The sequence below is a fragment of the Ancylobacter mangrovi genome (assembly GCF_024752335.1).
Taxonomy (GTDB): domain Bacteria; phylum Pseudomonadota; class Alphaproteobacteria; order Rhizobiales; family Xanthobacteraceae; genus Ancylobacter; species Ancylobacter mangrovi.
In genome coordinates this window covers 101,527-127,530 of sequence record NZ_JANTHY010000002.1, presented here as the reverse complement: position 1 = coordinate 127,530, position 26,004 = coordinate 101,527, and the positions used below count along the sequence as shown (strand labels likewise).

The window sequence follows — 26,004 nt, the reverse complement described above, 5'->3', positions numbered from 1 at the left end:
CCGTTACGTCTTCAGCTTGTCCATCGCGGTCTGCATCGACTTGGCGATGGCGCCAAGGGTCTGCTCGGCCGACGTGCCGTCGAGGATCGGGCTGCCGATCAGGCTCGCATAGACGCCGGCGCGGAACACGCTGCTGGCGGCCGGATTGAGGTCCGGGCCCTTGGTCGCGACCGGCCCGGTGACGGCGCTGTAGCCGCTCGGATAGGCCGCATCGATGGTCGCCAGCAGGTCCGGATGGGCCTTGAAGAACTCGTGCTCGCGCCACTTGCCGAGGAACAGCGCCTTGTTGGTCGGCACCAGATGGCCCGGCACGGTCCAGAGCCATTCGAGATAGAGCGGGCTCTCCACCATGCTGCGCACCAGCGCCTTGGCGGCGGCGGGATCGCGCCCCTGCTTCTTGAAGATGCACAGGCCGCCATTGGAGAGCTTCACCGCCGGCTTCTTGTTCGCCGGCACCGGCGCCACGCCCGTCACCTTCTCGATGTCGGGGAAGTCGGAATGCAGGTAGTTCAGCGTGCGCGCGCCCGGGTACTCGATCATGGCGACGTTGCCGGCCGCGAACGCCTGGTTCACCTGCGCATAGGCGTAGTTGGCGGAGACCGGCGAGAAGGCGGTGCGCTTCTTGAACCACTCGATGGTCTGGGTCAGCTCGTCCTTGTGCTGGTCGACCACGACCTGCCACTTGCCGTCGATCCAGTCGAAGAACAGGCCGCCATTGGACCACGCCTGGTTGAGCGCGACATTGGTGGTGTAGCCCGAGCTCGGATTGGTCACCAGCAGGTCGCCATAGCGCCGCTGCGACTTGTCGGTCAGAGTCTCGGCCGCCTTCAGGTAGTCGTCCCAGCCCTTGGGCGCCTGCAGGCTCGCCTTGTCGAACCAGTCCTTCCGATAGAACATCATCGGGATGCCGATGTCGGAGGGGACGAAATAGTCCTCGCCTTTGTAGCGCAGCCGCGCGCCTTCCGGCACGCCGATCGCCTCGACGATGTCGGTCACCGGCTCGAGCATGCCGTTATAGGCGAGGGCGGTCAGCTCGACGTCGTCGAACTTGCCGACATCCGGCGCCTGCCCGGTGTTGAGCAGGATCGACAGGCGCGACAGCGCCTCGTCGGGGTTGAGATATTCGGGCACCACGGCGCTCACCGACTTGTTCTTGTCGGTGAACTCCTTGAACATCTTGGCCCAGACCGCCTGCGTGTCCTTGCCGTCCTCGCCGGTGAGGAAGGTGAGTTCCTGCGTGCCCTGCGCCAGCGCCGGGGCCTTGCCCATCAGGAACAGGCCGCCCGCCGCGCCGGCGGCCTTCATGGCGGTTCGTCGTGAAATTCCCTTGCCGTCGGACGTCATCGGTTTCCTCCTGGTTGTTCTTGATCGGCGGGGCCGGGCGAGCTTCTTTCGGCTCCTTCCCGACACCCCGGAACGGCCCGGCAACGCGAGGCGCCGGGCTTCACGCGGGGCCGCGTTCGGCGTGCCCCGGTTCGGCGCCAGGGGTCACTGCACCCCCGTAGGGCGGGGTCACTGCACCCCGTAGAGCGCCTTGGCGTTGGTCAGCAGGAACTGCTGGCGCAGCTCGAGCGGGATATCGATCGGGAAGGCGACCGCCGGATCGTCGAAATCCCAGTGCGGATAGTCGGAGGCGAACAGCAGCCGGTCCCAGCCGATCCAGTCGATGACGTCGACCAGATGCCTGCGCGGCTCGGGCTCCTCGATCGGCTGGGTAGTGATCCACACCTGCTGGCGGATGTATTCGGAGGGCGGGCGCTTGACGTGGGGCACCTCGCTGCGCAGCCGCTCCCAGTGCTTGTCGAGGCGCCAGGTGAAGGCGGGCAGCCACGCGCAGCCGGCCTCGATCAGCACCAGCTTGAAGTTCGGGTAGCGCTCGAACACGCCCTCGAAGATCATGCTGGCGAGCAGCGCCTGGCACGAGGGCGAATGGCCGAACATCTCCTCGATGTAGTAGGAGGGCCAGCCCGAGCCGGTGACCGGCGCGCCCCCATAGCCGAAGGCGTGCACGCCGACCGGCAGGTTGGCGGCGGCAGCGGCCTCGAAGATCGGCCAGTAGTTGCGCTTGCCGAGCGGCTCGGCGGTGCGGCTCAGCAGCAGCACCTGCACGAAGTCGTCCTCGGCCGCGCAGCGCTCGATCTCCCGCGCCGCGGCCGGCCCGTCCTCGTAGGGGACCACGATCGACGCCTTCAGCCGCGGGTCGCGCCGGGTGAAGTCGTTCTTCTGCCACTCGTTCGCGGCGGTCGCGAGCGCGGCGCTGAGGTCGGAGTTGAGCAGGCCGTAGCCGCAGAAGGTGAGCGGGTTGAGCACGCCCAGTTCGACATTGTTGGCGTCGAGATGCTGGGTCTGCAGCAGGCGCAGGTCGCTTCCCGCGAGCCCGCCGCCTTCCGGCCACGCGTCGCGGCGCTTGGCGTCGGGCTGGCCCTTCGGGTAGGCGGCGCCGCGCTGGTAGCCGTGGCGCACCTTGGCGCCGTAGGTCTGGAGATGGGTCTGCCAGCGCTTCTCGAGATAGGGGTAGAGATCGCGATAGCCGTTCACCGTGGGATGGATATCGCAATCGGCAACCGCCAGACGGTTTCCGACGCCCTTGCCCTTGGTGGCGTCAATCTTGCCGACAACGTTCATTGTGCACGCTCCGTCAATCGTGAGTAGGTTGCACGCGGATTGTCGTACTGGATCTTGCGCAGCAGCGAGGGACTCAGCCCCGGCGGCACCACCTCGTCCCGGTCGAACTGCCAGTGCGGGTAGTCGCTGGAAAAGAGGAGCATGTCCTCCGATTCCATGTGCGTCATGAAGCGGTTGAGAAGCTCGGGATCGGGCGGCGCGTCGACGGGCTGGAGCGTGAGCCGGATATGCTCGCGGGCGATCTCGGAGGGCGAGCGGTCGACCCAGGGCACCTCCATGCGCAGGCCCTGCCAGTACTTGTTCAGGCGCCACAGCGCCGAGGGCATCCAGGTGAAGCCCGATTCGATGAAGACCACCTTCAGCTCGGGGAACTTCACGAAGGTGCCTTCGCAGATCAGGCTGGCGAGCTGCGAGTGGAAGCCCTGCGACTGCGCCACGTAGTCCTCGACGTAGTAGGACGGCCAGCCCGAGGGCGTGACGGGGTTGCGGTAGGTGCTGCCCGCATGGATGCCGACCGGCAGCCCGTGGCGCGCGGCGGCCTCGAAGATCGGCCAGTAGTAGCGGTTGCCAAGCGGCATGTCGGCGAACACCGGCAGCAGCACCTGCACGAAACGCTTGTCGCCGGCCCAGCGGTCGATCTCCTCGGCGGCGAGCTGCGGCGACTGCAACGGCACGATGATGGAGCTGCGCAGCCGCGGGTCGCGGTCGAGCCATTCGGCGGCGATCCAGGCGTTGAGCCCGTGCGAGAAGGCGGCCGCCATGTCGGCGCTGAACACCGGCCACACGCCGTAGACGCAGTTGCAGATCGCCGCGCTCAGGCCCCAGCGGTCAAGCGCGTGGGCCTGCAGCAGCGTCAGGTCGGCGCCCGGCCGCGCATGGTCCGAGCGCCAGTCCGGGCGGCTGGCGAGCGGCGTCGACTGGGGGTAGCTCGCGCTGTCGAGATCGGTGATGCCGCGCTGGACCACGACCTCGGCCCAGTGGCCGGGCAGGTACGGCAGCAAAGCCTCCGACGAAGGTACGATGGGATGAATATCGCAGTCGATCGGGCCATCCAGAGTCATCTCGCTCCCCAATTCGTGCCATTCGGCACGTTTTTCAGGATTTTCTTATTTGGTTACATCCAGTTGCGGCATGCACGACATCTTGTGGGTTCGGGTTTTGACGTGTCCACGGTGATGCGACATTGATGAGTTGCTTCGGCCCTCGGGCCAAGAAGCGCGTCCGGGCGTCCCCGCGGCACCTGCATTGCTGGCGGCGCCGGCACCATCCCGCAGCGTCGTTTCTAGCATGGCCCTCCCGAATGTAAACATTTTCTCACAGGATTTTTCAAAACCGCACAAAATGCGCTAACCATCCCTTGCAGGCGAGTTGACACCAAGAACGCGCGACATGCAAGGATACAAACCGGTATACCGTTCGGTGCTCGGGTTATACTCGAAGGGAAACGGCGGGAGGAAATCATGAAAGCGCGAGCGGCCCGGCTGCCTTGCCGGCTATGCATCGCTCCTGCCGGCCGCCGGGCTTCGTCTGCGCGGGGTGCGTCGCGAGGGGGGTGGTGATGATGTGGAAACGGATCGGCGTCGTCGGTGACGACCTGACCGGCGCGGCCGCGGTGTCGGGGGCGTTCGCCCAGCGCGGATTCCGCTGCGTCCTCGAGACCGCTGACGCGACCGCGCGTGCCCCGGATCACAGTGCCGGCCAGGGCGCCCCGGCCGATCTGCTCGCGCTTATGACGGAGAGCCGCCATATGCCCGCTTCCGAGGCGCGCCGCGTGGTGGCGTCGGCGACCCGCCATCTCGTCGCGGCGGGCTGCACGCTGTTCTACAAGAAGATCGATTCCCTACTGCGCGGCCAGGTTGGGCTCGAACTGCAGGCAATGCTCGACGCGATGCCGGGCCGCACGATCATGGTGGTGCCGGCGACGCCGAGCAACGGCCGGATCACGCGCGACGGCGTGCAGACGCGGCTCGCGGACGCCGATTCCGGCGGCGTCGACGCCGGCGCCTTCATCCGCGCCCGGCCGGAATCGGCGCATATCCCCACCCTGCTACGCGCGGCGATGGACGCGCAGATCGCCACCGTCGCGCTCGACAAACTCGCCGATTCCGCCGCACTCGTGCGCACGCTCGAGGATGCGCAGGGGCGCGTGATCGTGTGCGACGCCGAGCGCGCCGAGCATCTGCACGTCCTCGCGCGTGCGGGCCTCCGTGTGGGCATCACCATCTTCGCCGGCACTTCCGACTTCGCCGCCGCGGTGGCCGAGGTTCTCGCCGCGCAGCGCGTGGATGAGGGGCAGGTGCTGGTGGTGGCGGGCTCCGCGAGCGCCACCTCGCACGCCCAGCTCGCCACGCTCGAAGAGGCCGGCCTCTGCCGCGTGGCGTGGCTCGGCGAGGCAGCGCTGCGGGCGGGCGACCATGAAGGGCTGGTGCGCGACGCGCTCGAGGCCGCGCAGGGGCGCCCGGCCATCGTCGTCGCCAGCGCCGCGCCTGTGGAGGGAGGCGATCCCGCCGATGCTGCCGCCGCCGTCGCCGGCCTGCTCGCCGCCGCCGCCGCCGACATCATCGCCAGCCGACCGGTTCGCGGGATCATCGCCACCGGGGGCGACACCACCATCGCCCTGCTGCACCGCCTCTGCGTCGACAGGATCGAGCCGCAGACGCTGCTGGAGCCGGGCATCGCGCTCTGCGCCGTCCGCGGCACCCCGCTCGACGGCATGACCCTCGTCACCAAGCCCGGCGCCCATGGCGATGCCGGCTGCCTGGTGCGCCTCGTGACCGCGCTCGCCGCCCGGTCCCGCAACAATGCCGGCAGCGCCTCCCGCCCCTGCGCGGGCCCGGTCGCGTCGCCCGCCTAGGAGAGGAAACGGAATGACGACCAAGATTGCGCTGGTTGGATGCGGCCTGGTGGGGCGGTCATGGGCGATCGTCTTCGCCCGCGCCGGGCTCGACGTCGCCATGTACGACCCGACGCCCGCCTCGCTCGATACGGCGCTGGATTTCGTGCGCGGCGCGCTGCCCCCGCTGGCCGAGCTTGGCCTGCTGAACGGCCACGAGCCCGCCGAGGTGATGGCGCGCCTCAGGCCCGCCGGCTCGCTGGCCGAGGCGCTGGACGGCGCGGCCTATGTGCAGGAGAGCGGGCCGGAGCGGCTGCCGGTGAAGGTCGAGCTCTACCGGGAGCTCGGCCGGCTGGCAGGGCCGGACACCGTGCTCGCCAGCTCGACCTCGGGGCTGCCCGCCTCCTCCTTCTCCGAGGGTATGGAGGGGCGCCAGCGCTGCCTCGTCGCCCACCCGATCAACCCGCCGCACCTCGTGCCGCTGGTCGAGATCGTCCCGGCGCCCTGGACCGACCCCGACGTCGTTGCCCGCACCGAGGCGGTGATGGCGCAGGCCGGGCAGGTGACGATCCGGCTGAACCGCGAGATCGCCGGCTTCGTCGTCAACCGCATCCAGAGCGCGGTCCTCGGCGAAGCGTTCCGGCTGGTGGAGGACGGCATCGTCTCGGCCGCCGACGTCGACCTCGCCATGGCCGAAGGGCTGGGCATGCGCTGGTTCTTCATGGGCCCGTTCGAGACCATCGACCTGAACGCGCAGGGTGGCATCTACGATTATTGCGAGAAGCTGGGGCCGATGTATCACGACCTCGCCCGCGAGCAGGCCGATCCGCGCAAATGGCATGCCGGGCTCGTGTCCGAGGTCGAGCGCCAGCGCCGCGCCGCGACGCCGATGGAAGGGCTCGACGAGCGCAAGGCGTGGCGCGACCGCTATCTCGCCCGGCTGGCGCAGGCCAAGCGGGCCCTGTCCGAGACCTGAAGGGCTGCCGCCGGCTCGGGCGCGGAACGGCGGCGCGCCGCCCGCGCCCGCGCTGCCGGCATGGCGGTCCGCACGCGAGTGCTCGTCCGCACGGACGACCTTCGGGGCGAGCGCGGCGCCGTCGTTCTGTCGGCCTCGCGCAGGAACCGGCCGGCCAACTGGTCTGAGAGGACGGCTATCTCGCGCCTCTCCATGCCGGGGGACGGCCGCGAAGCTGCGGCGACGGCCGGCGCGACGCTCGTCGTCCGCCGCTGTGCCCATTTCAGCGGATCCAACACCAAAGCTATCGCCGCCGCATTATCGAGTTTCGTCTGCCGAGGGGCCCGCTGCCTCTGCCCGAGCGGGCACGGGCTGCCCTTAACTCCCAACGGCTTGCGCGATGGCAGAGCCCGCTCACGGGCAACGCGCTACCCAAGCGCTAGCGTCCCCCGGCCATCGCCTCGCCATCGGCGCGGCCGCCGCCTCTCCACATGACCTCCGCTCCGGCCGGTTGACAGGGTGCGCCCGCTGGCGCTTATAATTGGTCCGACCATCGGATGAGCTTATGACCGATCTTCCAATCAATCAGCTCGAAGGCTTCCAGCCCATCTCCCGCCGCCAGGTATCGGGGGAGGTGGCGCGGCAGATCCAGCACCTCATCGCCACGCGGCGCATGAAGGCCGGCGACCGGCTGCCGACCGAGCGCGAACTCGCCGCCGCGCTCGGCGTCGGGCGCGGCGCGGTGCGCGAGGGCGTGAAGCTGCTCGCCGGGCTGGGCATCGTCGAGGTGCGGCAGGGCTCGGGCACCTATGTGCGGGAATCGCAGCGCATCGTGCTGCTCGACCCCTCGCTCGTCGGGTCGAGCGAAGGGCTGCGCCTGCTCAAGCAGGCGACCGCCGTGCGCCGCCTGATCGACTGCGCCGCGGTCGAGCTCGCCGCCACCGCCGCCCGTCCCGAGGACCTCGCCGAGATCGGCGCCTATCTGGAGCGGGCCGAGAGCGAGCCGCTGCGCACCAAACTCGCCCACGCCATCGACCTCACCTTCGAGGCGATGATCGGCCGCGCGGGCGGCAACCCCTATCTCGAGGCTGTGCAGGCGGAGGCCCACCGCTACTTCCGCGCCGCCTGGGAACAGCAGGGCTTCATGCCCCGCCCCGCGGCCGACCGCAGCGCCCAGCACTGGGCGATCCTGCACGCGCTGGAGCGGCGCGATCCGCAGGAGGCGCGAGCGCGGATGGAAGAGCATTTCGATCTGCAGGCGCTCGACAGGGACGAGACCGCCTGAGCCGGCCGGCGCACCGCGCCGGGACTGACAAAAAGAAAATCATCAGATGTTTTTTGGAGGAAACAGCAATGTTCTGGAGACACGCGCTCGCGGCCCACGCGCTCGCGGCGACGGCGGCCGCGCTCGCCTTCACCACCGCGATCCCCGCTGCCGAGGCCCGCACCGTCACCGTCGCCACCGTCTACGGTGCGCGCGACGTGAGCACGCAGGCGATGGAAAAATGGGGTGAGCTGCTCGCCAAGAAGACCGATGGCCGGCTAACCATCAACATCATTCCCGGCGGCACGCTGGGCGGCGACCGCGAGCTGCTCCAGCAGCTCTCCTCGGGCGAGATCGACGTCGACCTCTCCTCGCCGGTGGTGATGCAGTACGTGGCGCCGCAATATCAGTGCCTTGAGGCCGAATACATCTACGAGAACGAGAACCAGGGCTTCAAGGTCTGGCGCGGCGAGATCGGCAAGGAAGCCTCCGCCGCCATGCAGAAGCAGTACGGCATCGAGATCGCCGCCGTCGGTCGCCGCGGCGGGCGCGTGGTCACCGCGAACAAGAAGATCGTCGAGCCGCAGGACATGACGGGGCTCAAGTTCCGTGTCACCAACGACCTGCGCGCGCAGGTGTTCGCCGCCTATGGCGCCCAGCCCGCGCCGCTGCCGCTCTCCGAGCTCTACGGGGCGCTGCGCCAGGGCGTGTTCGACGGCGAGGAGAACCCGCTCTCGACCATCTACAGCCTGCGCTTCCACGAGGTGCAGCCCTTCATCAGCCTCACCTACCACGTGTGGACCTACAATCTGGTGCTGGTGAACAGCGCCTTCTATGACGGCCTCGGCGACGACCGGAAGGCGTTCGACGAGACCCTCTCGCAGGCGCTCGACTGGCTCTACGACGCGGTGGCGAAGGACGATGCGCGCATCATCGCCGAGATCAAGAAGAGCGGGAAGACCGAGATCGTCGAGCCCGACGTCGCCGCCTTCCGCGCCAAGGCGCGCCCGGTGCTGAAGGCGTATGCGGACAAGAACTGCAAGCCGGGCCTGATCGATCAGGTCGATCAGATCTCGAGCGCGAACTGATCATCATGCGCCGCCTCGCAAACGGTATCGGCACGGCCTGGTTGGCCGTGTCGGTGGGCCTCATCGTCGTCACCATCGTGACGGTGCTCTGTCAGGTTGCCTTCCGCTACGTGCTCGCCTTCCCGCTGGCCTGGACCGAGGAGGTCTCGCGGCTGGCGCTGGTCTGCGCGGTCTATGCGGGCCTGCCGCCGGCCTATCTGCGGGGCGAGCACATCGTCGTCGACTTCTTCGTCGGGCTGCTGCCGAAGGTGATCTTCGTTCCCTACGTGATCCTGATGAAGCTCATCTGCGCCGTGGTGATCGCCTATCTCGCCCTCGGCGCGGGGCTGCAGGCCGAGGCGACCCGCCACATGACGCTCATCGCCATACCGAGCGTCTCGATCGCAGTGGTCTACGCCCTTCAGGCGGCCTCGCTCGCTTCCTTCGCCGTCATCATCCTCCTCACTCTCGGCGCTCCGGAGACCTACGTCTCGCACGAGCAGGAAATGGACGTCTGATGCTGCCCGTTATCCTGACGCTGGCGCTCATCGGCCTGATCATGTCCGGCCTGATGATCGCCGTCGCCGCCGGCCTCGCCTCGATCGTCGGCGGGCTGGCCCTGTTCGGCGATCCGCTGGGCGCGCGCGTGCCGATGATGATCAGCCGCTTCTCCATCGACCGGATCGACAACTTCCTGCTGCTGGCGATCCCGTTCTTCATCCTCGCGGGGCGGCTCATGAACACCGGCGGCGTCACCGTCCGCCTGTTCGACTTCGTCGCCGCGCTGGTGCAGCCGCTGCGCGGCGGGCTCGGTCATGCCAACGTGCTGGCGAGCTTCGTCTTCGCCGGCATGTCGGGATCGGCGACCGCCGACGTGGTCGGCCTCGGCGCGGTCGAGATGAAGGCGATGCGGGCGAAGAACTACCCCGACGCCTTCAGCGCCGGCGTCACCGCCGCCTCCTCGCTGCTCGGGCCCGTCATCCCGCCCTCGATCGTGCTGATCGCCTATGCGGTGCAGGCCGAGCAGTCGGTGGCGACGCTGTTCCTCGCCGCCATCGTGCCGGGCATCCTGCTGGCGCTCGCCTTCATGTCGTGGGTCGCCTACCAGGCCCATGTGCAGAAGATGCCCGAGGGGAGCTGGCCGTCCGCCTCCGAGGTGGGCCGCAAGGCGGTCCACGCCCTGCTGCCGATGCTCACGCCGGGGATCATCCTCACCGGCATCTATGGTGGCGTGTTCACGCCGACCGAGGCCGCCGCGGTGGCGGTGCTCTATGCCCTCCTGCTCACCACGCTGGTCTATCGCGAGCTCACCTGGCGCGATCTCCTCGAGCAGCTCAAGGGCACGGCGCTCGATACCGCGACGCTGATGTTCATCATCGCCATGACCTCGGCCTTCGGCGTCATCATGCTGCGGCTCGGGCTGCCGCAGGCGCTGGTCGGCCTCGTCGTCGGCATCTCCTCCAACCCGACGATCGTCATGTTCCTGCTGCTGATCGTCTGGCTGCTGGTCGGCTGCTTCATGGCGCAGACGCCGGCCATCATCATCCTCACCCCGATCCTCATGCCGATCGCCTCGCAGATCGGGCTCGACATGGTCCATTTCGGGGTGGTGATGGCGCTCGCCCTCACCGTCGGCCTGCTGACGCCGCCGGTGGGCATGGTGCTCTACGCGCTGAAGAAGGTGGCCGACGTCCCGCTCGGCACGCTGTTCCGGGTCAGCGTCCCCTATGTCGTCATCGCCGTCGCCGTGCTGTGCCTGCTGATCCTCGTTCCCGGGCTCGTGACGGCGCTGCCGTACGCGTTCGGTCTGCACTGAAGCTGGAGTTCCCACAATGAAGATTAAGCGCGCGCGCCCCCGCCGGGTCGGCCAGTTTCTCTTTGTCGAGATAATGACCGACAACGACATCGTCGGCTTCGGCGAGAGCGGGGCCTGGGGACATCTGGAAGCCTCCGAGGCGGCGCTCGCCAAGTATTGCGACTATCTGGTCGGCGAGGACCCGCGGCGCATCGAGCGCCACTGGCAGATCATGCACCGCTTTGCGCATTTCAACGGCACGGCGGTCGGCGGCGCCATCTCGGCGGTGGACATCGCGCTCTGGGACATCAAGGCCCAGTCCTACGGCGTGCCGCTCTACGAACTGTTCGGCGGCTCGGTGCGCGACAAGCTGCGCCTCTATGCCCACGTCTATTCCAAGACCGTCGACGAAGTGGTGAGCTTCGCCACCGACAAGGCGCGCGAGGGCTACACCGCGATCGGCCATTTCAACCCGTTCCTCGACGAGCCCGAGGACCAGCCCTACTTCCTCGGCCATGCCGGCCTTGTGCGCATGGGCATCAACACTGTGGCGCGGGTGCGCGAGGCGGTCGGGCCGGATGTCGACCTGCTGCTGGAGCTGCATCGCCGCCTCACCCCCGCGGAGGCGATCAGCTTCGCGCAGGCGGCGGCGGAGTATCATCCCGGCTGGCTCGAAGACCCGATCCGCCCGGAAAACATCGACGCCATGGCGGAAGTCGCCAGCAAGTCGCCGGTGCCGATCGCCACCGGCGAGCGCTATCACAGCATCTACCAGTTCAAGATGGCGATCGAGCGCCGCGCGCTCTCCTTCGCCCGCGTCTCGGTCGGCATCTGCGGCGGCCTGACCGCGGCGCTCAAGATCGCCGCCATCGCCGAGGCGAACGACGTGCAGGTCGCCCCGCACAACCCGATCTCGCCGATCGGCGTCGCCGCCTGCGCTGCGCTTGGCTTCTCGCGCTCCTGCGTCGCGATCCAGGAATACCCCACCGGCTATGACGGCTACGTGCTGGAGAGCACGCCGCAGCTGCTGGGCCGCAACGTGGTCGACGGCGACCTTACGGTGGAGAAGGGCTTCCTGCTGCGCTCCGAGGCGCCGGGGCTGGGCGTGCGTCTGCGCGATGACGCCGAGGTCCTGCGCCCGCCGATCAGCCGCAAGGTGTCGATGCGCCGGCACCTCGACGGCGGCGTGGTCGACCAGTAGAGCGGCGATCCGCATCCGGGCCGCGGCGCCCGCGGCCCGCGCCATGATCCTGCGGGTCCCGCTTCCTCCACGGTAAGGGGTGGTGGCGGAAGGCCTGGCCGTGGGTTAATCATGGGTCAGGCTCCCGGGTTGTCCATGAGCGCGGTACGCTTCGAGCGAGCGTACCGGGAGGATCGAGATGCGCACGGAGGTTGCCAGAAGAGCGCGCGTGGCCGATCCGGAATTCGGACCGTGGCTGGCGCAGGCCTCGATCCTCGTGGTCGACGACGAGCCGGGCATGCGCAACTTCCTGTCGCGCACGCTCGGCCCGCGCTGCAAGCGGCTGGAAGAGGCGGCGAATGCCGATGAGGCGTCGCGGCTGCTCGACGAGCAGCATTTCGACATCGTCATCCTCGACAACATCATGCCCGGCAAGAACGGGGTCGACTGGCTGACCGAGCAGCTCGCGCTCGGCTTCTTCGCCGACGCCATCCTGATGACGGCCTATGCCGACCTCGAGACCGCGATCCAGGCCCTGCGCGCCGGGGCGGTCGACTTCCTGCTGAAGCCCTTCCGCTCCAACCAGCTTCTCAACGCGGTGGCGCGCTGCCTCGACCGGGTGCGGCTGCAGCGCGAGAACCTCGTGCTGCGTCACGAGCTCCGCTCCTCCTCCAACCACATCCTGCTGCGCGACAAGCTGGTCGGCGACTCGGACGCGATCCGGCAGGTGCGCGAGACCATCTCGCGCGTCGCCCGGCTGCCGACGCCGGTGCTGTTCACCGGCCAGTCGGGGACCGGCAAGGAGGTGGCCTCGCGCTCGCTGCACCTGCTGTCGGACCGCGCCGACAAGCCGTTCGTGCCGGTCAATTGCAGCGCCATCCCGCCGGAGATCATCGAGAGCGAGCTGTTCGGCCACCTCAAGGGCGCCTTCACCGGCGCCGACCGGGCCCGCGAGGGCCTGTTCATGCACGCGCAGGGCGGGACCCTGTTCCTCGACGAGATCGGCGAGCTGCCGCTGTCCCTGCAGAGCAAGCTGCTGCGCGTGCTGGAGGATCTTCGCGTGCGCCCGGTCGGCTCGGAGCGGGAGATCCCGGTCGACCTGCGCTTCGTCTTCGCCACCAACGCCGATCTGCGCGAGAGCGTGAGGAAGGGCCTGTTCCGCTCCGACCTGTTCTTCCGCATCAACGTGATGCAGATCCACCTGCCCCCGCTGAAGGACCGTGGCAACGACGTGCTCGACCTCGCCGCGCTGTACATGCGCAAGCTCTCACAGCAGCTCGGCATGTCCCCGGTGCCGATCGACGACGCGGTGCGCGCCAGCCTGCTGCGCTACGACTGGCCGGGCAATATCCGCGAGCTGCGCAACCTGATCGAACGGACCCTGATCCTCGGCCAGTTCCCGGACGAGTTCAGGGAAGACGCGCATGTCGATGCCAGCGAGGCGAGCGACAGCCTCGCCGAGGTGGAGCGCCGGCATATCCTGTCCGTGCTGCGCGAGGTGCACGACAACCGCGAGGAAGCGGCCCGGCGCCTCGGCATTTCGCGCAAGACCATCGACCGCAAATGCGCGTCCTGGAATATCTGAGGGCGGCGAGGGGAGCCGGCGCGCCGCGGCAAGGGCGCTCGATCCGCTTCCGGCTGCTGGCGATCGCGCTGTTCCCGACGCTGGTGATCCTGCCGCTGTTCCTCGGCATCACCATCATCCGCTGGAACGACAAGTTCAATTCGCTGCTGGCCACCAAGGTCAACAGCGACCTGACGATCGCGCACCAGTACTTCTCGCGGCTGGTCGACAATACGGGCGAGCATCTTCAGGCGCTGCGCGCCTCGGCGCGCTTCCGCGACGCCATCGACGCGGGCGAGGGTGCCGACCTCTCGGCGCTGCTGGAGAAGAACCGCGTCGCGCTCAAGCTGGACTTCCTGATGATCGTCGACGCCGATGGGCATGTCGTCGCCGCGGCGCCCCCGCTCTCGGGCGTTCCCGCGGCGACGCACTGGCCGGTGGTGCGCGCGGCCTTGTCCGGCGCGCCGGCGACGGCGATCGACGTCTTCTCCGGGCGCCAGTTGAGCGCCATCTCGCCCGCGCTTGCCCGCAAGGCCGAGCTCGAGCTCATTCCCACCCCCGCCGCCGCGCCGACCACCCGCACCGTCGAGACGCCCGGCATGGTCGTCCACGCCGCCTGCCCGGTCACGCTCGCCTCCGGCGGGCACGGCGCGCTGGTCGGCGGCATCCTGCTCAACCGCAACCTCGCCTTCATCGACGCGATCAACGACCTCGTCTATCGCAAGGCCAGCCTGCCGGAGGGCAGCGAGGGCACCGCGACGCTGTTTCTGGAGGATGTGCGGATCAGCACCAATGTCCGCCTGTTCCAGGACACGCGTGCGCTGGGGACGCGGGTATCGGGCGCGGTCCGCTCGGCGGTGCTCGACCAGGGGCGCACCTGGCTCGACAGCGCCTTCGTCGTCAACGACTGGTACATGTCCGCCTATGAGCCGATCGTCGATTCCTTCGGCAAGAGGGTGGGCATGCTCTATGTCGGCTTCTTGCTCGCGCCCTTCACCCAGGCGAAATACAACACACTCATCACCATCATCGTCGCCTTCCTCGCTGTCGCGGCCATCAGCGTGCCGGTTTTCCTGCGCTGGGCGCGCGGCATCTTCGAGCCGCTGGAGCGCATGACCGGCACCATCGCCCGGGTCGAGAGCGGCGACCTCGGCGCGCGCACCGGGCCGACCGCCACGGGCGACGAGATCGGCCGGGTCGCCGACCATCTCGACGGGCTTCTCGACCAGCTTCAGCAGCGCGACCGCGAGCTGCGGAGCTGGAACGAGGAGCTGAACCGGCGCGTCGCCGAGCGCACGCGCGAGCTCGAAGGTGCCAACCGCCAGCTCGAGGCGACCACGCGCCAGCTCATCGTCGCCGAGAAGCTGGCGGCGATCGGCGAGATCACGGCCGGCGTGGCGCACGAGATCAACAACCCGATCGCCGTGATGCAGGGAAATCTCGAAGTCGTCCGCAGCATCATGGGCGAGCGGGCGGCCGAGGCGCAGACCGAGTTCCGCCTGCTCGACGAGCAGATCCACCGGATCACCCAGATCGTCACCCGCCTGCTCCAGTTCGCCAAGCCGGAGGAATATGCCGGCTATGTGGAGCTCCATACGCCCGGCGACGTGATTTCCGACTGCCTGCCGCTGGTCGAGCACCTGCTCGGCAAGTCCCATATCGAGGTGCGCCGGGACGACCGGGCGACCCGCTTCGTGTCGATGAACAAGACCGAGCTGCAGCAGGTGCTGGTCAACCTCATCGTCAACGCCATCCACGCCATGCCCGAGGGCGGGGCGCTGACGCTCGCGAGCCGCGACGAGGATGTGCGCGGCCGCTCGGGCGTCGTCATCGAGGTGAGCGATACCGGGATCGGCATGTCGGAGGACGTGCTGCGCAAGATCTTCGATCCCTTCTTCACCACCAAGCGCGACTCCGGCACCGGGCTCGGCCTGTCCATCTCGCAGACGCTGATCTCGCGCCAGGACGGCACGCTGACCGCGAGCAGCGTGCCCGGCCGCGGCACCACCTTCCTGGTCTGGCTGCCCGAGGCCTCCTGACCCTCTCGCGCGGGCGTCCTCAGGCCCGCCCAAGGCCGATCCCCTTCCGCACAGACATTTTGTCCGGGAAGGCGCGACTTGACCTGGACATTTTGTCCGGCCCGCCTCGGCTCGCCTCACTTAACTGGCTGATTTTGAACGGTTTGTTCGAGTGGCACGCCACTTGATTACCGCCCGGACCGTCGCGCGCGAAGGACGGCGCCCCGGCGCTTCGGGAAGGGGCCGGTTCTTCCTCGCGACATCTTTGCTGCCGCGTTCAACGAAAGATCAACCGGGAGGAATATCGGACATGAGACAGCAAACGACCCTTGCGTGCAGGACGCCTCGCGCCGTCCACGACGGGCTCTTCTTCAGCGGTCGGGAGGCGATGTGATGGTTTCGACCTATGCCGAAGCGCCCACCGGCGCCAGATTGCTCGACCGCGACCGCACTATTGCCGGTCCGAATTTCAATCGCTGGTTCGTGCCGCCCGCGGCGCTGTGCATCCATCTGTGCATCGGCATGGCCTACGGCTTCTCGGTGTTCTGGCTGCCGATGACCAAGCTGGTGGCCAATCCGGACGCCTCCTGCGCGCAGCAGGGCTTCGTCGCGGCGCTCTTCACCACGAGCTGCAACTGGACCGTGCCGAGCGTCACGCCGATCTTCGAAATCTTCATCGCCGTGCTCGGCATTTCCGCCGCCATCTGGGGCGGCTGGCTGGAGCATGCCGGGCCGCGCAAGGCCGGCTTCATCGCCGCCCTGTGCTGGGGCGGCGGGCTGGTGCTGGCGGGTGTCGCCGTCATGGTCCACCAGCTCTGGCTGCTTTACGTCATCGCCGTCATCTGCGGCGTCGGCCAGGGGCTGGGCTACATCACGCCGGTCTCCACCCTGATCAAGTGGTTCCCCGACCGGCGAGGGCTGGCGACCGGCCTCGCGATCATGGGTTATGGCGGCGGCGCGATGATCGGCGCCCCGCTCGCGGTGTGGCTGATGGCCCGCTTCGCGACCGACGGCATGCAGAATGCCGCCATGGCGCTCATCATCCTCGGCGTCGTCTACTTCGTCGTCATGTCGGTCGGCGCCTTCGGGTTCCGGGTCGCGCCCACGGGCTGGAAGCCCACCGGCTGGACGCCGCCCCTCGACGACGGCAAGGCGATGATCACCACCGGCCACGTCCATCTCAATCGCGTGCTGAAGACCCCGCAGTTCTGGCTGATCTGGATGGTGCTGTTCCTGAACGTGACGGCCGGCATCAGCGTCATCTCGATGGCGAGCCCGATGCTGCAGGACATGTTCGGCACGCATCTGCTCTCCGGTGACGGCGCCGGCATGGACCCGGCGGCGCAGAAGGCGGCCATCGTCGCCGCCGCGGCCGGCCTCGTCGGCCTCATCAGTCTGTTCAACAGCCTGGGTCGCATCTTCTGGGCCTCGCTGTCGGACAGGATCGGCCGCAAGAACACCTATTACTGCTTCTTCGTGCTCGGCATCGTGCTCTACGTCCTGCTGCCGACATGGGGCCAATTGGTGATCCCCGGCCTGTTCGTGCTGTCGATCTGCGTGATCCTGTCGATGTATGGCGGCGGCTTCGCCACCGTGCCGGCCTATCTCGCCGACATTTTCGGCACCCAGATGGTGGGGGCGATCCATGGCCGCCTGATCACCGCCTGGTCGGCGGCCGGCGTGATCGGGCCGTCGCTGATCGCCTATATGCGCCAGTACCAGCTCGACCATGGCGTCGCGCAGGCGCTGGTCTACAACCGCACGCTTTACATCATGGCCGGGCTGCTGTTCGTCGGCCTGATCTGCAACTTCCTCGTCCGTCCCATCGCGGACCATCACCTGATGTCGGACGAGGAGCTGGCGAGCGAGCGGGCCCTGCAGCGCGAGACGCTCTCCAAGGCCGACGCGGCGGGCGCCGCGCGTGGCTCGTTCGGCATCGGCGGCGCGCTCGCCTGGCTGGGCGTCGGTGTGCCGTTCCTGATCGGCGTCTGGATCGCGATCGCCAAGGGCGCCGCGCTGTTCTAGGCGGTACGACCGGAAGCGACGGCCCGGCAACGACGCCCGGGCCGTCGCATAGAATTGCAGGGATCGCCGGCGGCTAGCGGCCTTCCAGCTTGCGCTCGGTCTCGGCGGTGCTCGCCTCGCCGGCGATCGCCCTGGCCACGGAATCGGCGACCAGCGGCGCCAGCTTGAAGCCGTGCCCCGAGCAGGCGCTCACCGCCCAGCCCTGCGTCCCGATCGCGCGCACCAGGAAGTTCTCGTCGTCGGTGACGGTGTAGTAGCAGGCCTTCTGCTCCAGCACGCCGTAGCGATCGATGTCGCGGTAGCATTTCCGGAGGCCATGCCACAGGCTTTCGACGTCGGCCTCGGTGGCGAGCCGGTCCTCGTCGGCGTCGCCGATGCGCGAGAAGCGATGGTCGCCGATCTTCAGCCGCGTGCCGTTGCGCGGCGGCAGCGTGTAGAGGCCCGCCTCGTCGTCCTTGACCACGATGACCGGCGCCGAGGCCCACAGCCCCGCAAGGTCCGGCGGAGGCGCGAGGAAAAGCACCGCCTGGCGGGAGGGAACGGCCCGTCCCCTGAAGCTTGGCACCAGCCGGTCGATCCAGGCTCCCGCGGCGACCACCACCATGTCGGCCGTGTGGACCTTGCCGCCCGCCGTCACCTCTCCCCGCTCCGGGTCGACCTCGGTGACCGGGGACATGGCGTGGAACCGGACGCCGCGCGCCGCGAGGTGGACGACGAGGTCAGTGAGGATCCGGTTCGGGTAGAGCAGCCCCGACCCGCCTACATAGACCGCGCGCAGCACGCCCTCGGGCTCGATCATCGGGACGAGACGCTCGAGCTGGTCGAGCGGGATGTCGTGATAGTCGACGCCGACCTCGTCGAGCGAGGCGGCCGTGGTCTCGTACCAGTCGTCATCCGTGCGCAGGACGTAGATGCCGCCCGTGCTCTCATAGTGGCGCACGCCGAGATCGCTCCACATCGCATCCCACAGGCGGAAGGATTCCGGCATTAGCCGCGCATAGCCCTGCAGGCGGCCATAGGCGTGGCGGTTGATGCGGTGCTCGTCGAAGGACGAGCTCTTCGGATTGGGGATCGAGCCCTGCTCGAACAGGTCGACCTCGATGCCGCGCCGCGCCAGCGACCAGGCGATCGAAAGCCCGGCGATGCCGGCGCCGACGACGATCACGCGGCGCACGCCGCTCTTCGCCGGCACCGCAGCGTCGGCGTTCGAATGAGTCGCTTGCATGGTCTCAGACCTTGTCTTTGTCAGGCGGTCGGTCGGCCTGCGGGTAGTGGGACCGAAGGAAGTCTTGGGTGAACTTGCCGGAGAGGAGGTCGCGCGCGAGGTCGCTCCCGGCGCGTTCGGCCGGCGGCCCGTAGCCGCCCGCGCCGGCGGTCTCGACGACCAGAGCCTGGTCGGGGCGGACCTCGGTGGCGCCCGGCTTGGTGGGCAGCGCGCGTTCCGTACCGTCCGCCTCGCGCATGCGAAAGCCGCCGGTGCCGCCGGGTTCGCCGCCGAACACGCCCCAGGGTGGGTTGATGAAGCGCTCGCCCTGTCCGGTGAAGGTCGTGACGTGGTCGACCGGGCGGATGACGCGGCGCAGACCGAGCCCTCCGCGCCGCCTCCCGGCGCCACCGGAATCGGCGACGAAGCCGTAGCTCTCCACGAGCAGCGGGTACTCGCTCTCGATCGCCTCGACCGGCAGGTTCGAGGTGTTGATCAGGTGCACCTGCACCCCGTCCGTGCCGTCCTTGACGGCACGCCCTCCGAAGCCGCCGCCCACGGTCTCGAGATAGACATAGCCGCCGCCCGTACGCGGGTCGGTGCCCGAGAAGATGACGGCGGTGTTGGCGCCGTTCGCGGCGCCGACCGCCTCGGTGGGGAGTGCCGGGGCGAGAGCGCCGATGACGACGTCGATGATGCGCTGGCAGGTATTGGCCCGGCCGGCGACCGCCGCCGGAAAGGCCGCGTTGAGCAGCGAACCTTCCGGCGCGACGATCTCGATCGCGTCGAGCATGCCCTGGTTGCTCGGCACGTCGGGATCGAGCATCGCCCGCAGCGCGTAGACCACCGAGGACTGGGTGGCGCGGAACGGAACGTTGATGTTGCCGCGCACGGCCGGCGCGCTGCCGGTGAAGTCGCAGCGTATGCGCCCCTCGGTCGCGGGATCGCCCACGGTGATGGCGAGGCGGATGGGGATGTCGAGCGCCCCCCAGCCGTCGTCGTCCATCACGTCCTCGAACGTGTAGCGGCCCGCCGGGATGCGGGCGATGGCGCGCTTGCTGCGCTCGTAGGTCCGCTCGATCAGCGCGTCGAAGGCGAGGGTGAGCTGCGGCGCGCCATAGGTCGCGACGAGGTCGAGCATGCGCCGCTCGCCGAGCCGGCAGGCGGCGATCTGGGCGACATAGTCGCCGCGCCGCTCGTCGGGCACGCGCGCATTGAGCAGGAACAGGTCGAGCATGTCGGTATTGAGCTCGCCCCGCGAGAACAGGCGGACGGGAGGGATCCGCAGACCCTCCTGATAGATCTCGGTCCCGCCCGACATGCTGCCCGGCGACATGCCGCCGATGTCGGCGTGATGGGCGATGTTGCAGGCGAAGCAGATGAGCCTCCCGTCGGCGAAGACCGGCATGGAGAGGTTCACGTCCGGCAGGTGCGAGCCGCCGGCGGCATAGGGGTCGTTGGCCGCGAAGATGTCGCCGGGCGCGATGTCCTCGATCCGGTACTTGGCGAGCAGCGCGTTGGTCAGCCCGAGCATGGAGCTGAGATGTATGGGCTGCGAGCGCTCGCACAGCGCGATCATCCGCCCGCGGGGATCGATGAGCGCGGTGGAATGGTCGTTGCGCTCCTTGATGTTGGTCGAATAGGCGCTGCGCATCAGCGCGATATAGGTCTCGTCGGTGACCGACCTCAGCGCGTTGAGGACGAGCTCGAGCGTGATCGGATCGAGCATGGGGCCGGGCGCTGTCATGCCTGCACCGTGATCAGGAGGTTGAAGCCGTCGTCGACCAGCGCCTGGTCGCCAGGAAACAGCACCGTCGTCGTATCGAGCTGCTCGATGATCGCCGGGCCGGCGACGACGTCGCCGGGCACGAGATGGGCGCGGTCGTGGAGGAGCGCCTCGGCGGGCGCGTCGGCCGCGTACCAGACCGGGCGGAGACGCGCCGGCTCGCGGTCGCGCCCCTGCTCGCGGGCGCGCGCGATCCGGCTGCGCGGACGCCGCCCGACCGCCGCCAGCCGCACGCTGACCACCTCCACCGGCGCCTGCGGGTTCATGAAGCCGTAGGCGAGGGCATGGGCCTCGTGGAAGCGCTCGGCCAGCTCGTCGCGGCCGACCGTGGCCGGGTCGTCCGCGACGGCGACGCCGAGCTCGAAATTCTGCCCGACATAGCGCATGTCGAGGCGCATCTCGGTCGCCTGGTCCTCCGGCGCCACCTGCTCCGCGGCGAACCAGTCGCGGGCGAGTTCGCGCAGCTCGGCCGCCGCCTGGCCGAGGCGGGCGAGGTCGCCCCTGGCCAGCGCGACCGGCGCGGTGCGCACGAAGTCCTCCCGCCGGTCAGCGACGATCAGCCCCTGGGCGCAGAGCAGGCCCGGCTCCGGCGGAACGACGATGTGCGATATGCCGAGCTGGCGGGCGACTGCGCTCGCATGCAGCGGTCCGGCGCCGCCAAAGGCGAACAGGCTGAACTCCGCCGGATTGTGGCCGCGCTCGATCGATACCGATCGTATGCCGCGGGCCATGTTGGCGACCGCCACGTCGATGATGCCGAGCGCGGTGCGCTCGATCGGCAGGCCGAGCTCGTCGGCCAGCCGACCGACGACACGTTCCGCCGCTGCGCGGTCGAGCGGCATCGCTCCGCCCAGAAGACCCCGGTCGGACAGGCGGCCGAGCACCATGTTGGCGTCGCTCACCGTGGGCTGGTCGCCGCCGCGGCCGTAGCAGGCCGGGCCGGGATAGGCCCCTGCGCTGCGCGGCCCGACCTTGAGCAGGCCGTCGGCATCGATCCAGGCGATGGACCCGCCGCCCGCGCCGACGGCGTTGATGTCGACGCTGGCGAGGCGGGCGGGATAACCCTCGATCCACCGCTCGTGGATCATCGCCGCACGGGCACCGCGGATCAGCGCGATGTCGGAACTGGTGCCGCCGATGTCGAGCGTGATGAGGTCGCGCCGGGCGAGGTGCGAGGCGATGTCGATCGTCCCCGCCACCCCGGCCGCCGGACCCGACAGCGCGGTGCGGATGGGGAACATGCGCGCCCGCCCGCCGGAGATGAGGCCGCCGCTCGACTGGTTGATGCCGAGCCGGACGCCGGGCGAGAGGCGCTCCGCCTCGCGTTCGAGACGGGCGAGGTAGGAGGTCATCACGGGCTGGAGATAGGCGTTGAGCACCGTGGTGGAGAGCCGCTCATACTCGCGGAATTCGGGCTGCACCTCGCTCGACAGCGAGAGGTGCAGATCCGGCATCGCGGCGCGCAACGCGTCGGCGATGCGGCGCTCGTGGTCCGGCTCGGCGAAGGAGAACAGCAGGCAGATGGCGCAGGAATCCGCTCCCGCGGCCTGCACGGCCGCGACCAGCCGGGCGATTTCGCCGTCATCGAGCGGCGTGATGATCCGCCCGCCGACCGTGATCCGCTCGCGCGCCTCGAAGCGCAGATGGCGCGGCACCAGCGGCTCGGGGTGGTCGGTCTGGAAGTCGTAGATCTTCGGGCGCGTCTGGCGGCCGATCTCGAGCAGGTCGCGGAAGCCCTCGGTGACGATCAGGGCGACCGTGCCGCCCCGCTTCTCGATCAGCGCGTTGGTGGCGACCGTGGTGCCGTGGGACAGCGATGCGATGGTGCGCGGATCGATGTCGGCGAGCGCACACAGCTCGGAGAGGCCGGAAAGGATGGCCTCCGCCGGATCGTGCGGCGTCGAGGGGCGCTTGTGGCGCACGAAACGTCCGCTGTTTTCCTCGCGGGCGACGAGGTCGGTGAAGGTGCCGCCGACATCCACGCCGACGGACCAGGACAAGGCCGTGCTCATGCCGCCACTCTCCCGACCAGGCGGTCGTAGCTCGCCCGGTCGACCGGGCCCTCTGTGGCAATGACGGCGACGCGGCTCGACGGCTCGAGCCCGATCGCCTGCCGCACTCCCTCGTCGGCGCAGGCGGCCGCGAGGCCGGCAAGCCCGGCGACGCCGCTGTCGCCGACCTCGATCGGCGCGTCGCCATAGGCGCCGGTCGCGAGCAGGCGCATCATCGTCACCGCGTCCGCGTCGCCGACGGTCATGAAGGCATCGGTGCCGCGATCGAGCACCGGCCAGGCGAGGGCGGACACCTCGCCGACCGACAGGCCGCTCATCACCGTGTCGAGATCACCGCCGATCGCGACCGGGCGGCCGGCGCGGGCCGAAGCGTAGAGGCAGTCGGCCTTGTCCGGCTCGACCACGACGAAGCGGAAGGGCGCGCCGCCGGGTGGGCGCTGGCGCAGCAGGCCGCACACTGCCGCGGCGAGGCCGCCGCAGCCGCCCTGGACGAAGTAGTGGGTCGGTTCCTCGCCCGGCGCGAAGGCGTCGTACATCTCGCGCACCATGGTGCCGTAGCCGGCCATGACCCGGACCGGCTGCGGGTCGTAGGAAGACGCCGTGTCGGGCACCAGCCGCCAGCCCTTCGCACTCGCCTCGGCGAGCGCCATGTGCACCGAGTCGTCATAGGTGCCGTCGACCCGCACCACCTCCGCGTCCATGTCGCGGATCAGCCGTTCGCGGCCCTCGCTCACATGCCGGTGCAGGAAGACGACGCAGCGGGCTCCGACCTCGCGTGCGCCCCAGGCGACGGAGAGGCCGTGATTGCCGTCCGACGCGGTCGTGAAGACGGGCATCGACGCGGCTTCGCGGGCCGCCAGCCGGACCGCATAGGCGCCGCCGAGCGCCTTGAAGCTGCCGATGCCGAAACGGCCGCCTTCATATTTGCAGAGGATCGAGCGCAGGCCGAGGTGACGGGCTATGCCGTCCAGCACCACCAGAGGGGTGGGCGCATAGCCCGGCCATGCGCTGATCTCGGCGCGGGCTTGCTCGGCCAGCGCCCAGCTCACGAACCGTTCGAGGTGCTCGGGATAGCCGCTCGCGCGCCGGGGATTGGGGAAGAACGACAATTCGGTGGGCGCGGGTAGCATGGAGCATCCTTGATGGGCTCCATTGCTTAGCACCGTGATTTCCTGATGGGAATAAATTTCTTACAAGAAATTTTGTTTCTAATATCCTATAGCCGCACCGTCGCGCCGCGGATCCGAGGCGCCGATCAGTACGCCGCGCGCCCGGTCGAGCCGGATAGCCTGGCCGCCGCCATGCGGGCGCGCCGGGTAGGACAGCCGATGCCCCTTGGCGGCGAGCGCCCGCGCGACCTCGTCGGGAATGCCCCGCTCGAGCTTGAGCAGGCCCTCATGGGCGAACACGCGGGGCAGATCGAGCGCGGCCTGAAGGTCGAGCCCGTAGTCGAACACATTGCCCAGCAGCAGGCTCTGGCCGGTGGGCTGGAAATGCCCGCCCGTCACGCCGAACGCCATCATCGGCACGCCGCCTTCGGTGAGCAACCCGGGAATGATGGTGTGCATGGGCCGCTTGCGCGGGCCGATGCAGTTCGGATGGCCGCGCTCGACCCGGAAACCCGCGCCGCGATTGTGGAACACGACGCCCGAGCGTTCCGCGTAGAGGCCCCCGCCGAAATCGTCGAACAGCGAGTTGATGAAGCTGCACCAGTTGCCGTCGCGGTCGGTGACGGCGAGGTAGGCGGTGTCGCGGTGCAGCGGCAGTTCCGCCTCGAAGGGCGGGGACGGCAGTACCGAGGCGTCGTCCATCATCGCCGCCAGCGCATCGAGATGCGCGTCGCTTGTAAGCTCTGCGACCGGGACGGGCTGCGCGGGATCGTCGCCTATCAGGGCGTCGCGGTCCCGGAAGGCGAGCTTGGCCGCCTCGGCGACGCGATGGAGGCGAAGCGGGTCCAGCGGGCCGCCTTCCGCCACGCCCCGGCGCTCGAGGATTCCGAGCATGGTCAGGGCGGTGAGGCCGACGCCGGGCGGCGGGCATTCCCAGGCCCGGTAGCCGTTCCAGGCGAGCGAGATCGGCGCGACGAACGCCGCCGCGTACCGGCCGTCATGGAAGTCCTCCGGCGTGTGCAGGCCCCCTCGGGCGCGTAGCGTCGCCACCATGTCGTCGGCGATCGCTCCCTCGTAGAAGGCGGCCGCGCCTCCTTTCGCGATCGCCCGCAGGCTCGCCGCCAGCGCCGGATTGCGGACGACATCGCCGGTGGCGGGAGCGATGCCGCCGGGGAGCAGCGCGTGCGCTCCATTGCGCGCCAGCTTCTCCGCCATCTCGGTCCAGTCGCTGGCCACCCGGGCGTGGACGGGAGACCCGTCCTCGGCCATGCGGATCGCTGGGGCGAGCACCTCGTCGAAGCCCATCGTGCCGTGAGTCTCGAGCAGCTTTTCCCAGGCGGAAACCGCGCCGGGCACGGTCACGGCATGGGCGGATTCCTCGTCGAGGCGGTCGATGCCGTGCGCCTCGAAATAGTCGATCGTCGCGGCACCGGGTGCGCGGCCCGCCCCGTTCAGGGCGACAACCTCGCCGCCCGCCGGTGCGTAGAGGCAGAAGCAGTCTCCGCCGATGCCTGTCGACTGCGGCTCGATGACCGCGAGCACGGCGGCCGCAGCGACGGCCGCGTCGGCCGCGTTGCCTCCCGCCTTCAGGGTCTCGATCGCGACCAGGCTCGCCGCGGGCATGGAGGTGGCCGCCATGGCGGATGTCGCCATGACCTCGCTTCGACCGGGGCGGTGGAAGTCACGCAACGCAGTTGTTTCCTATGCGACAAAAACTGGCCATTTCGCTAAAATAGTAGATGATCCCCGTCAATCTGAAAGGCGCGTATTGGCATTGGACGCCGACCGACTACATCAACGCGGGCGGGATCGAACAGCGCGCCTGCGGGGAGGGGAAGCATGTCGCAATCAAAAAGACCGTCATCCGACAACGCCATCGGCGCCCGGCTGCGCGAGTGGCGCAGCGAAAAGGGGATGACGCTCGCGGCCGTCAGCGCCCGCACCGGCGTCGCCAGCTCGACCCTGTCCAAGATCGAGAACGAGCTCGTATCGGTCTCCTACTACACGCTGAAGCGGATCTGCGACGGCCTCGACATCCCGATCGAGGAGATCATCAACCCGGATCACAAGACCTTCGCGCCGGGCCGCCGGGCCGTCACGCGCGCCAATGAAGGCACCGTGTTCCGCTGCAGCCAGTATATCTACGAGACCCACTCGACCGAGCTTTCCCGCAAGGAGATGATCCCCCTCATCATGACGGTGCTCGCGCGCACGCCGGATGATTTCGAGGATTGGAACCGGCATGACGGTGAGGAATTCATCCTCGTTCTCGACGGCGAGATCGATTTCTACAGCGAGTTCTATGCTCCGGTGAAGCTGAAGCGCGGCGACAGCGTCTATTTCGACAGCAGCATGGGTCATATGTGCTGCTCGTCGAGCGAGGAGCCGGCGAAGATGGTGTCGGTGTGCTACGACCCCCGCGCCCATCAGCAGCAGGACGTCAGCGAGTTCTTCTCTTCCGGCCGCCTCACGGTGGTCCGGGCGGAGTGATGCCGCTTTTTCCAGCATCGCGAATAATTTTCGCTCAAAAGAAATATTTGCGCGAATTGGAAACACAGCCTACGCTG

General features: G+C 68.9%; 19 protein-coding genes. 11 read left to right on the top strand and 8 right to left on the bottom strand.

The window, feature by feature from the left end; all coding sequences use genetic code 11:
- Positions 1 to 3: 3 nt before the first annotated feature.
- The 3 genes from NVS83_RS06405 to NVS83_RS06395 form a co-directional block, all read right to left on the bottom strand.
- On the bottom strand, positions 4 to 1,344 hold the full coding sequence (locus NVS83_RS06405; RefSeq protein WP_258738593.1) for an ABC transporter substrate-binding protein: 1,341 nt from the start codon (positions 1,342 to 1,344) through the stop codon (positions 4 to 6).
- Positions 1,345 to 1,512: 168 nt separating this feature from the next.
- A complete protein-coding gene (locus NVS83_RS06400) occupies positions 1,513 to 2,625 on the bottom strand; it encodes an amidohydrolase family protein (RefSeq protein WP_258738592.1) in 1,113 nt (370 codons plus the stop codon).
- Entirely contained in the window at positions 2,622 to 3,686 is a 1,065-nt protein-coding gene (locus NVS83_RS06395) for an amidohydrolase family protein (protein ID WP_258731651.1), read from the bottom strand. The genes NVS83_RS06400 and NVS83_RS06395 overlap by 4 nt, the downstream gene beginning before the upstream one ends.
- Before the next feature lie 497 nt (positions 3,687 to 4,183).
- Between NVS83_RS06395 and NVS83_RS06390 the strand changes: the two genes are divergently transcribed.
- The 10 genes from NVS83_RS06390 (at position 4,184) to NVS83_RS06345 (ending at position 17,326) form a co-directional block, all read left to right on the top strand.
- Positions 4,184 to 5,479 (top strand): four-carbon acid sugar kinase family protein, encoded by a 1,296-nt coding sequence (locus tag NVS83_RS06390; RefSeq protein ID WP_258738591.1) that lies wholly within the window; start codon positions 4,184 to 4,186, stop codon positions 5,477 to 5,479.
- Between the two features lie 13 nt (positions 5,480 to 5,492).
- Complete coding sequence (locus NVS83_RS06385; protein WP_258738590.1) at positions 5,493 to 6,434, top strand: 3-hydroxyacyl-CoA dehydrogenase; 942 nt, start codon at positions 5,493 to 5,495, stop codon at positions 6,432 to 6,434.
- A 544-nt stretch (positions 6,435 to 6,978) separates the two neighbouring features.
- Positions 6,979 to 7,698 (top strand): FadR/GntR family transcriptional regulator, encoded by a 720-nt coding sequence (locus NVS83_RS06380; protein ID WP_258738589.1) that lies wholly within the window; start codon positions 6,979 to 6,981, stop codon positions 7,696 to 7,698.
- 68 nt (positions 7,699 to 7,766) lie between these two features.
- Positions 7,767 to 8,765 (top strand): TRAP transporter substrate-binding protein, encoded by a 999-nt coding sequence (locus tag NVS83_RS06375; protein WP_258738588.1) that lies wholly within the window; start codon positions 7,767 to 7,769, stop codon positions 8,763 to 8,765.
- A 5-nt stretch (positions 8,766 to 8,770) separates the two neighbouring features.
- A complete protein-coding gene (locus NVS83_RS06370; RefSeq protein WP_258738587.1) occupies positions 8,771 to 9,262 on the top strand; it encodes a TRAP transporter small permease in 492 nt (163 codons plus the stop codon).
- Positions 9,262 to 10,560, top strand: a complete 1,299-nt coding sequence (locus NVS83_RS06365) for a TRAP transporter large permease (RefSeq protein WP_258738586.1) — start codon at positions 9,262 to 9,264, stop codon at positions 10,558 to 10,560. Before NVS83_RS06370 ends, NVS83_RS06365 begins: the two co-directional genes overlap by 1 nt.
- Before the next feature lie 16 nt (positions 10,561 to 10,576).
- The gene (locus tag NVS83_RS06360) at positions 10,577 to 11,740 is read left to right on the top strand and encodes a mandelate racemase/muconate lactonizing enzyme family protein (protein WP_258738585.1); all 1,164 of its coding nucleotides are present in this window, start codon (positions 10,577 to 10,579) and stop codon (positions 11,738 to 11,740) included.
- A 178-nt stretch (positions 11,741 to 11,918) separates the two neighbouring features.
- The gene (locus NVS83_RS06355) at positions 11,919 to 13,304 is read left to right on the top strand and encodes a sigma-54-dependent transcriptional regulator (protein ID WP_374114530.1); all 1,386 of its coding nucleotides are present in this window, start codon (positions 11,919 to 11,921) and stop codon (positions 13,302 to 13,304) included.
- Positions 13,283 to 15,322: a sensor histidine kinase gene (locus NVS83_RS06350; protein WP_258738584.1), complete on the top strand. Its 2,040-nt coding sequence runs from the start codon at positions 13,283 to 13,285 to the stop codon at positions 15,320 to 15,322. Before NVS83_RS06355 ends, NVS83_RS06350 begins: the two co-directional genes overlap by 22 nt.
- 372 nt (positions 15,323 to 15,694) lie before the next feature.
- Entirely contained in the window at positions 15,695 to 17,326 is a 1,632-nt protein-coding gene (locus NVS83_RS06345; protein WP_258738583.1) for an L-lactate MFS transporter, read from the top strand.
- 73 nt (positions 17,327 to 17,399) lie between these two features.
- Here NVS83_RS06345 and NVS83_RS06340 read toward each other — a convergent pair whose 3' ends face one another.
- The 5 genes from NVS83_RS06340 to NVS83_RS06320 all read right to left on the bottom strand — a co-directional run bounded on the left by NVS83_RS06340 (position 17,400) and on the right by NVS83_RS06320 (position 25,126).
- On the bottom strand, positions 17,400 to 18,551 hold the full coding sequence (locus NVS83_RS06340; RefSeq protein ID WP_258738582.1) for an NAD(P)/FAD-dependent oxidoreductase: 1,152 nt from the start codon (positions 18,549 to 18,551) through the stop codon (positions 17,400 to 17,402).
- Between the two features lie 4 nt (positions 18,552 to 18,555).
- Entirely contained in the window at positions 18,556 to 20,277 is a 1,722-nt protein-coding gene (locus NVS83_RS06335) for a hydantoinase B/oxoprolinase family protein (RefSeq protein WP_258738581.1), read from the bottom strand.
- On the bottom strand, positions 20,274 to 22,328 hold the full coding sequence (locus NVS83_RS06330; protein ID WP_258738580.1) for a hydantoinase/oxoprolinase family protein: 2,055 nt from the start codon (positions 22,326 to 22,328) through the stop codon (positions 20,274 to 20,276). The genes NVS83_RS06335 and NVS83_RS06330 overlap by 4 nt, the downstream gene beginning before the upstream one ends.
- Positions 22,325 to 23,458, bottom strand: coding sequence for a diaminopropionate ammonia-lyase (locus NVS83_RS06325; protein WP_258738579.1), 1,134 nt, complete (start codon positions 23,456 to 23,458; stop codon positions 22,325 to 22,327). Before NVS83_RS06325 ends, NVS83_RS06330 begins: the two co-directional genes overlap by 4 nt.
- A 78-nt stretch (positions 23,459 to 23,536) precedes the next feature.
- Positions 23,537 to 25,126: a gamma-glutamyltransferase family protein gene (locus tag NVS83_RS06320; protein WP_258738578.1), complete on the bottom strand. Its 1,590-nt coding sequence runs from the start codon at positions 25,124 to 25,126 to the stop codon at positions 23,537 to 23,539.
- A 150-nt stretch (positions 25,127 to 25,276) separates the two neighbouring features.
- Here NVS83_RS06320 and NVS83_RS06315 point away from each other — a divergent pair, with 150 nt between their 5' ends.
- Entirely contained in the window at positions 25,277 to 25,927 is a 651-nt protein-coding gene (locus NVS83_RS06315; protein WP_258738576.1) for a helix-turn-helix domain-containing protein, read from the top strand.
- Positions 25,928 to 26,004: the final 77 nt, after the last annotated feature.

Coding starts and splice junctions, on each gene's coding strand:
- NVS83_RS06405 (WP_258738593.1), bottom strand. CDS start 1,344: ATGACGTCCGACGGCAAGGGAATTTCACGACGAACCGCCATGAAGGCC.
- NVS83_RS06400 (WP_258738592.1), bottom strand. CDS start 2,625: ATGAACGTTGTCGGCAAGATTGACGCCACCAAGGGCAAGGGCGTCGGA.
- NVS83_RS06395 (WP_258731651.1), bottom strand. CDS start 3,686: ATGACTCTGGATGGCCCGATCGACTGCGATATTCATCCCATCGTACCT.
- NVS83_RS06390 (WP_258738591.1), top strand. CDS start 4,184: ATGATGTGGAAACGGATCGGCGTCGTCGGTGACGACCTGACCGGCGCG.
- NVS83_RS06385 (WP_258738590.1), top strand. CDS start 5,493: ATGACGACCAAGATTGCGCTGGTTGGATGCGGCCTGGTGGGGCGGTCA.
- NVS83_RS06380 (WP_258738589.1), top strand. CDS start 6,979: ATGACCGATCTTCCAATCAATCAGCTCGAAGGCTTCCAGCCCATCTCC.
- NVS83_RS06375 (WP_258738588.1), top strand. CDS start 7,767: ATGTTCTGGAGACACGCGCTCGCGGCCCACGCGCTCGCGGCGACGGCG.
- NVS83_RS06370 (WP_258738587.1), top strand. CDS start 8,771: ATGCGCCGCCTCGCAAACGGTATCGGCACGGCCTGGTTGGCCGTGTCG.
- NVS83_RS06365 (WP_258738586.1), top strand. CDS start 9,262: ATGCTGCCCGTTATCCTGACGCTGGCGCTCATCGGCCTGATCATGTCC.
- NVS83_RS06360 (WP_258738585.1), top strand. CDS start 10,577: ATGAAGATTAAGCGCGCGCGCCCCCGCCGGGTCGGCCAGTTTCTCTTT.
- NVS83_RS06355 (WP_374114530.1), top strand. CDS start 11,919: ATGCGCACGGAGGTTGCCAGAAGAGCGCGCGTGGCCGATCCGGAATTC.
- NVS83_RS06350 (WP_258738584.1), top strand. CDS start 13,283: ATGCGCGTCCTGGAATATCTGAGGGCGGCGAGGGGAGCCGGCGCGCCG.
- NVS83_RS06345 (WP_258738583.1), top strand. CDS start 15,695: ATGGTTTCGACCTATGCCGAAGCGCCCACCGGCGCCAGATTGCTCGAC.
- NVS83_RS06340 (WP_258738582.1), bottom strand. CDS start 18,551: ATGCAAGCGACTCATTCGAACGCCGACGCTGCGGTGCCGGCGAAGAGC.
- NVS83_RS06335 (WP_258738581.1), bottom strand. CDS start 20,277: ATGACAGCGCCCGGCCCCATGCTCGATCCGATCACGCTCGAGCTCGTC.
- NVS83_RS06330 (WP_258738580.1), bottom strand. CDS start 22,328: ATGAGCACGGCCTTGTCCTGGTCCGTCGGCGTGGATGTCGGCGGCACC.
- NVS83_RS06325 (WP_258738579.1), bottom strand. CDS start 23,458: ATGCTACCCGCGCCCACCGAATTGTCGTTCTTCCCCAATCCCCGGCGC.
- NVS83_RS06315 (WP_258738576.1), top strand. CDS start 25,277: ATGTCGCAATCAAAAAGACCGTCATCCGACAACGCCATCGGCGCCCGG.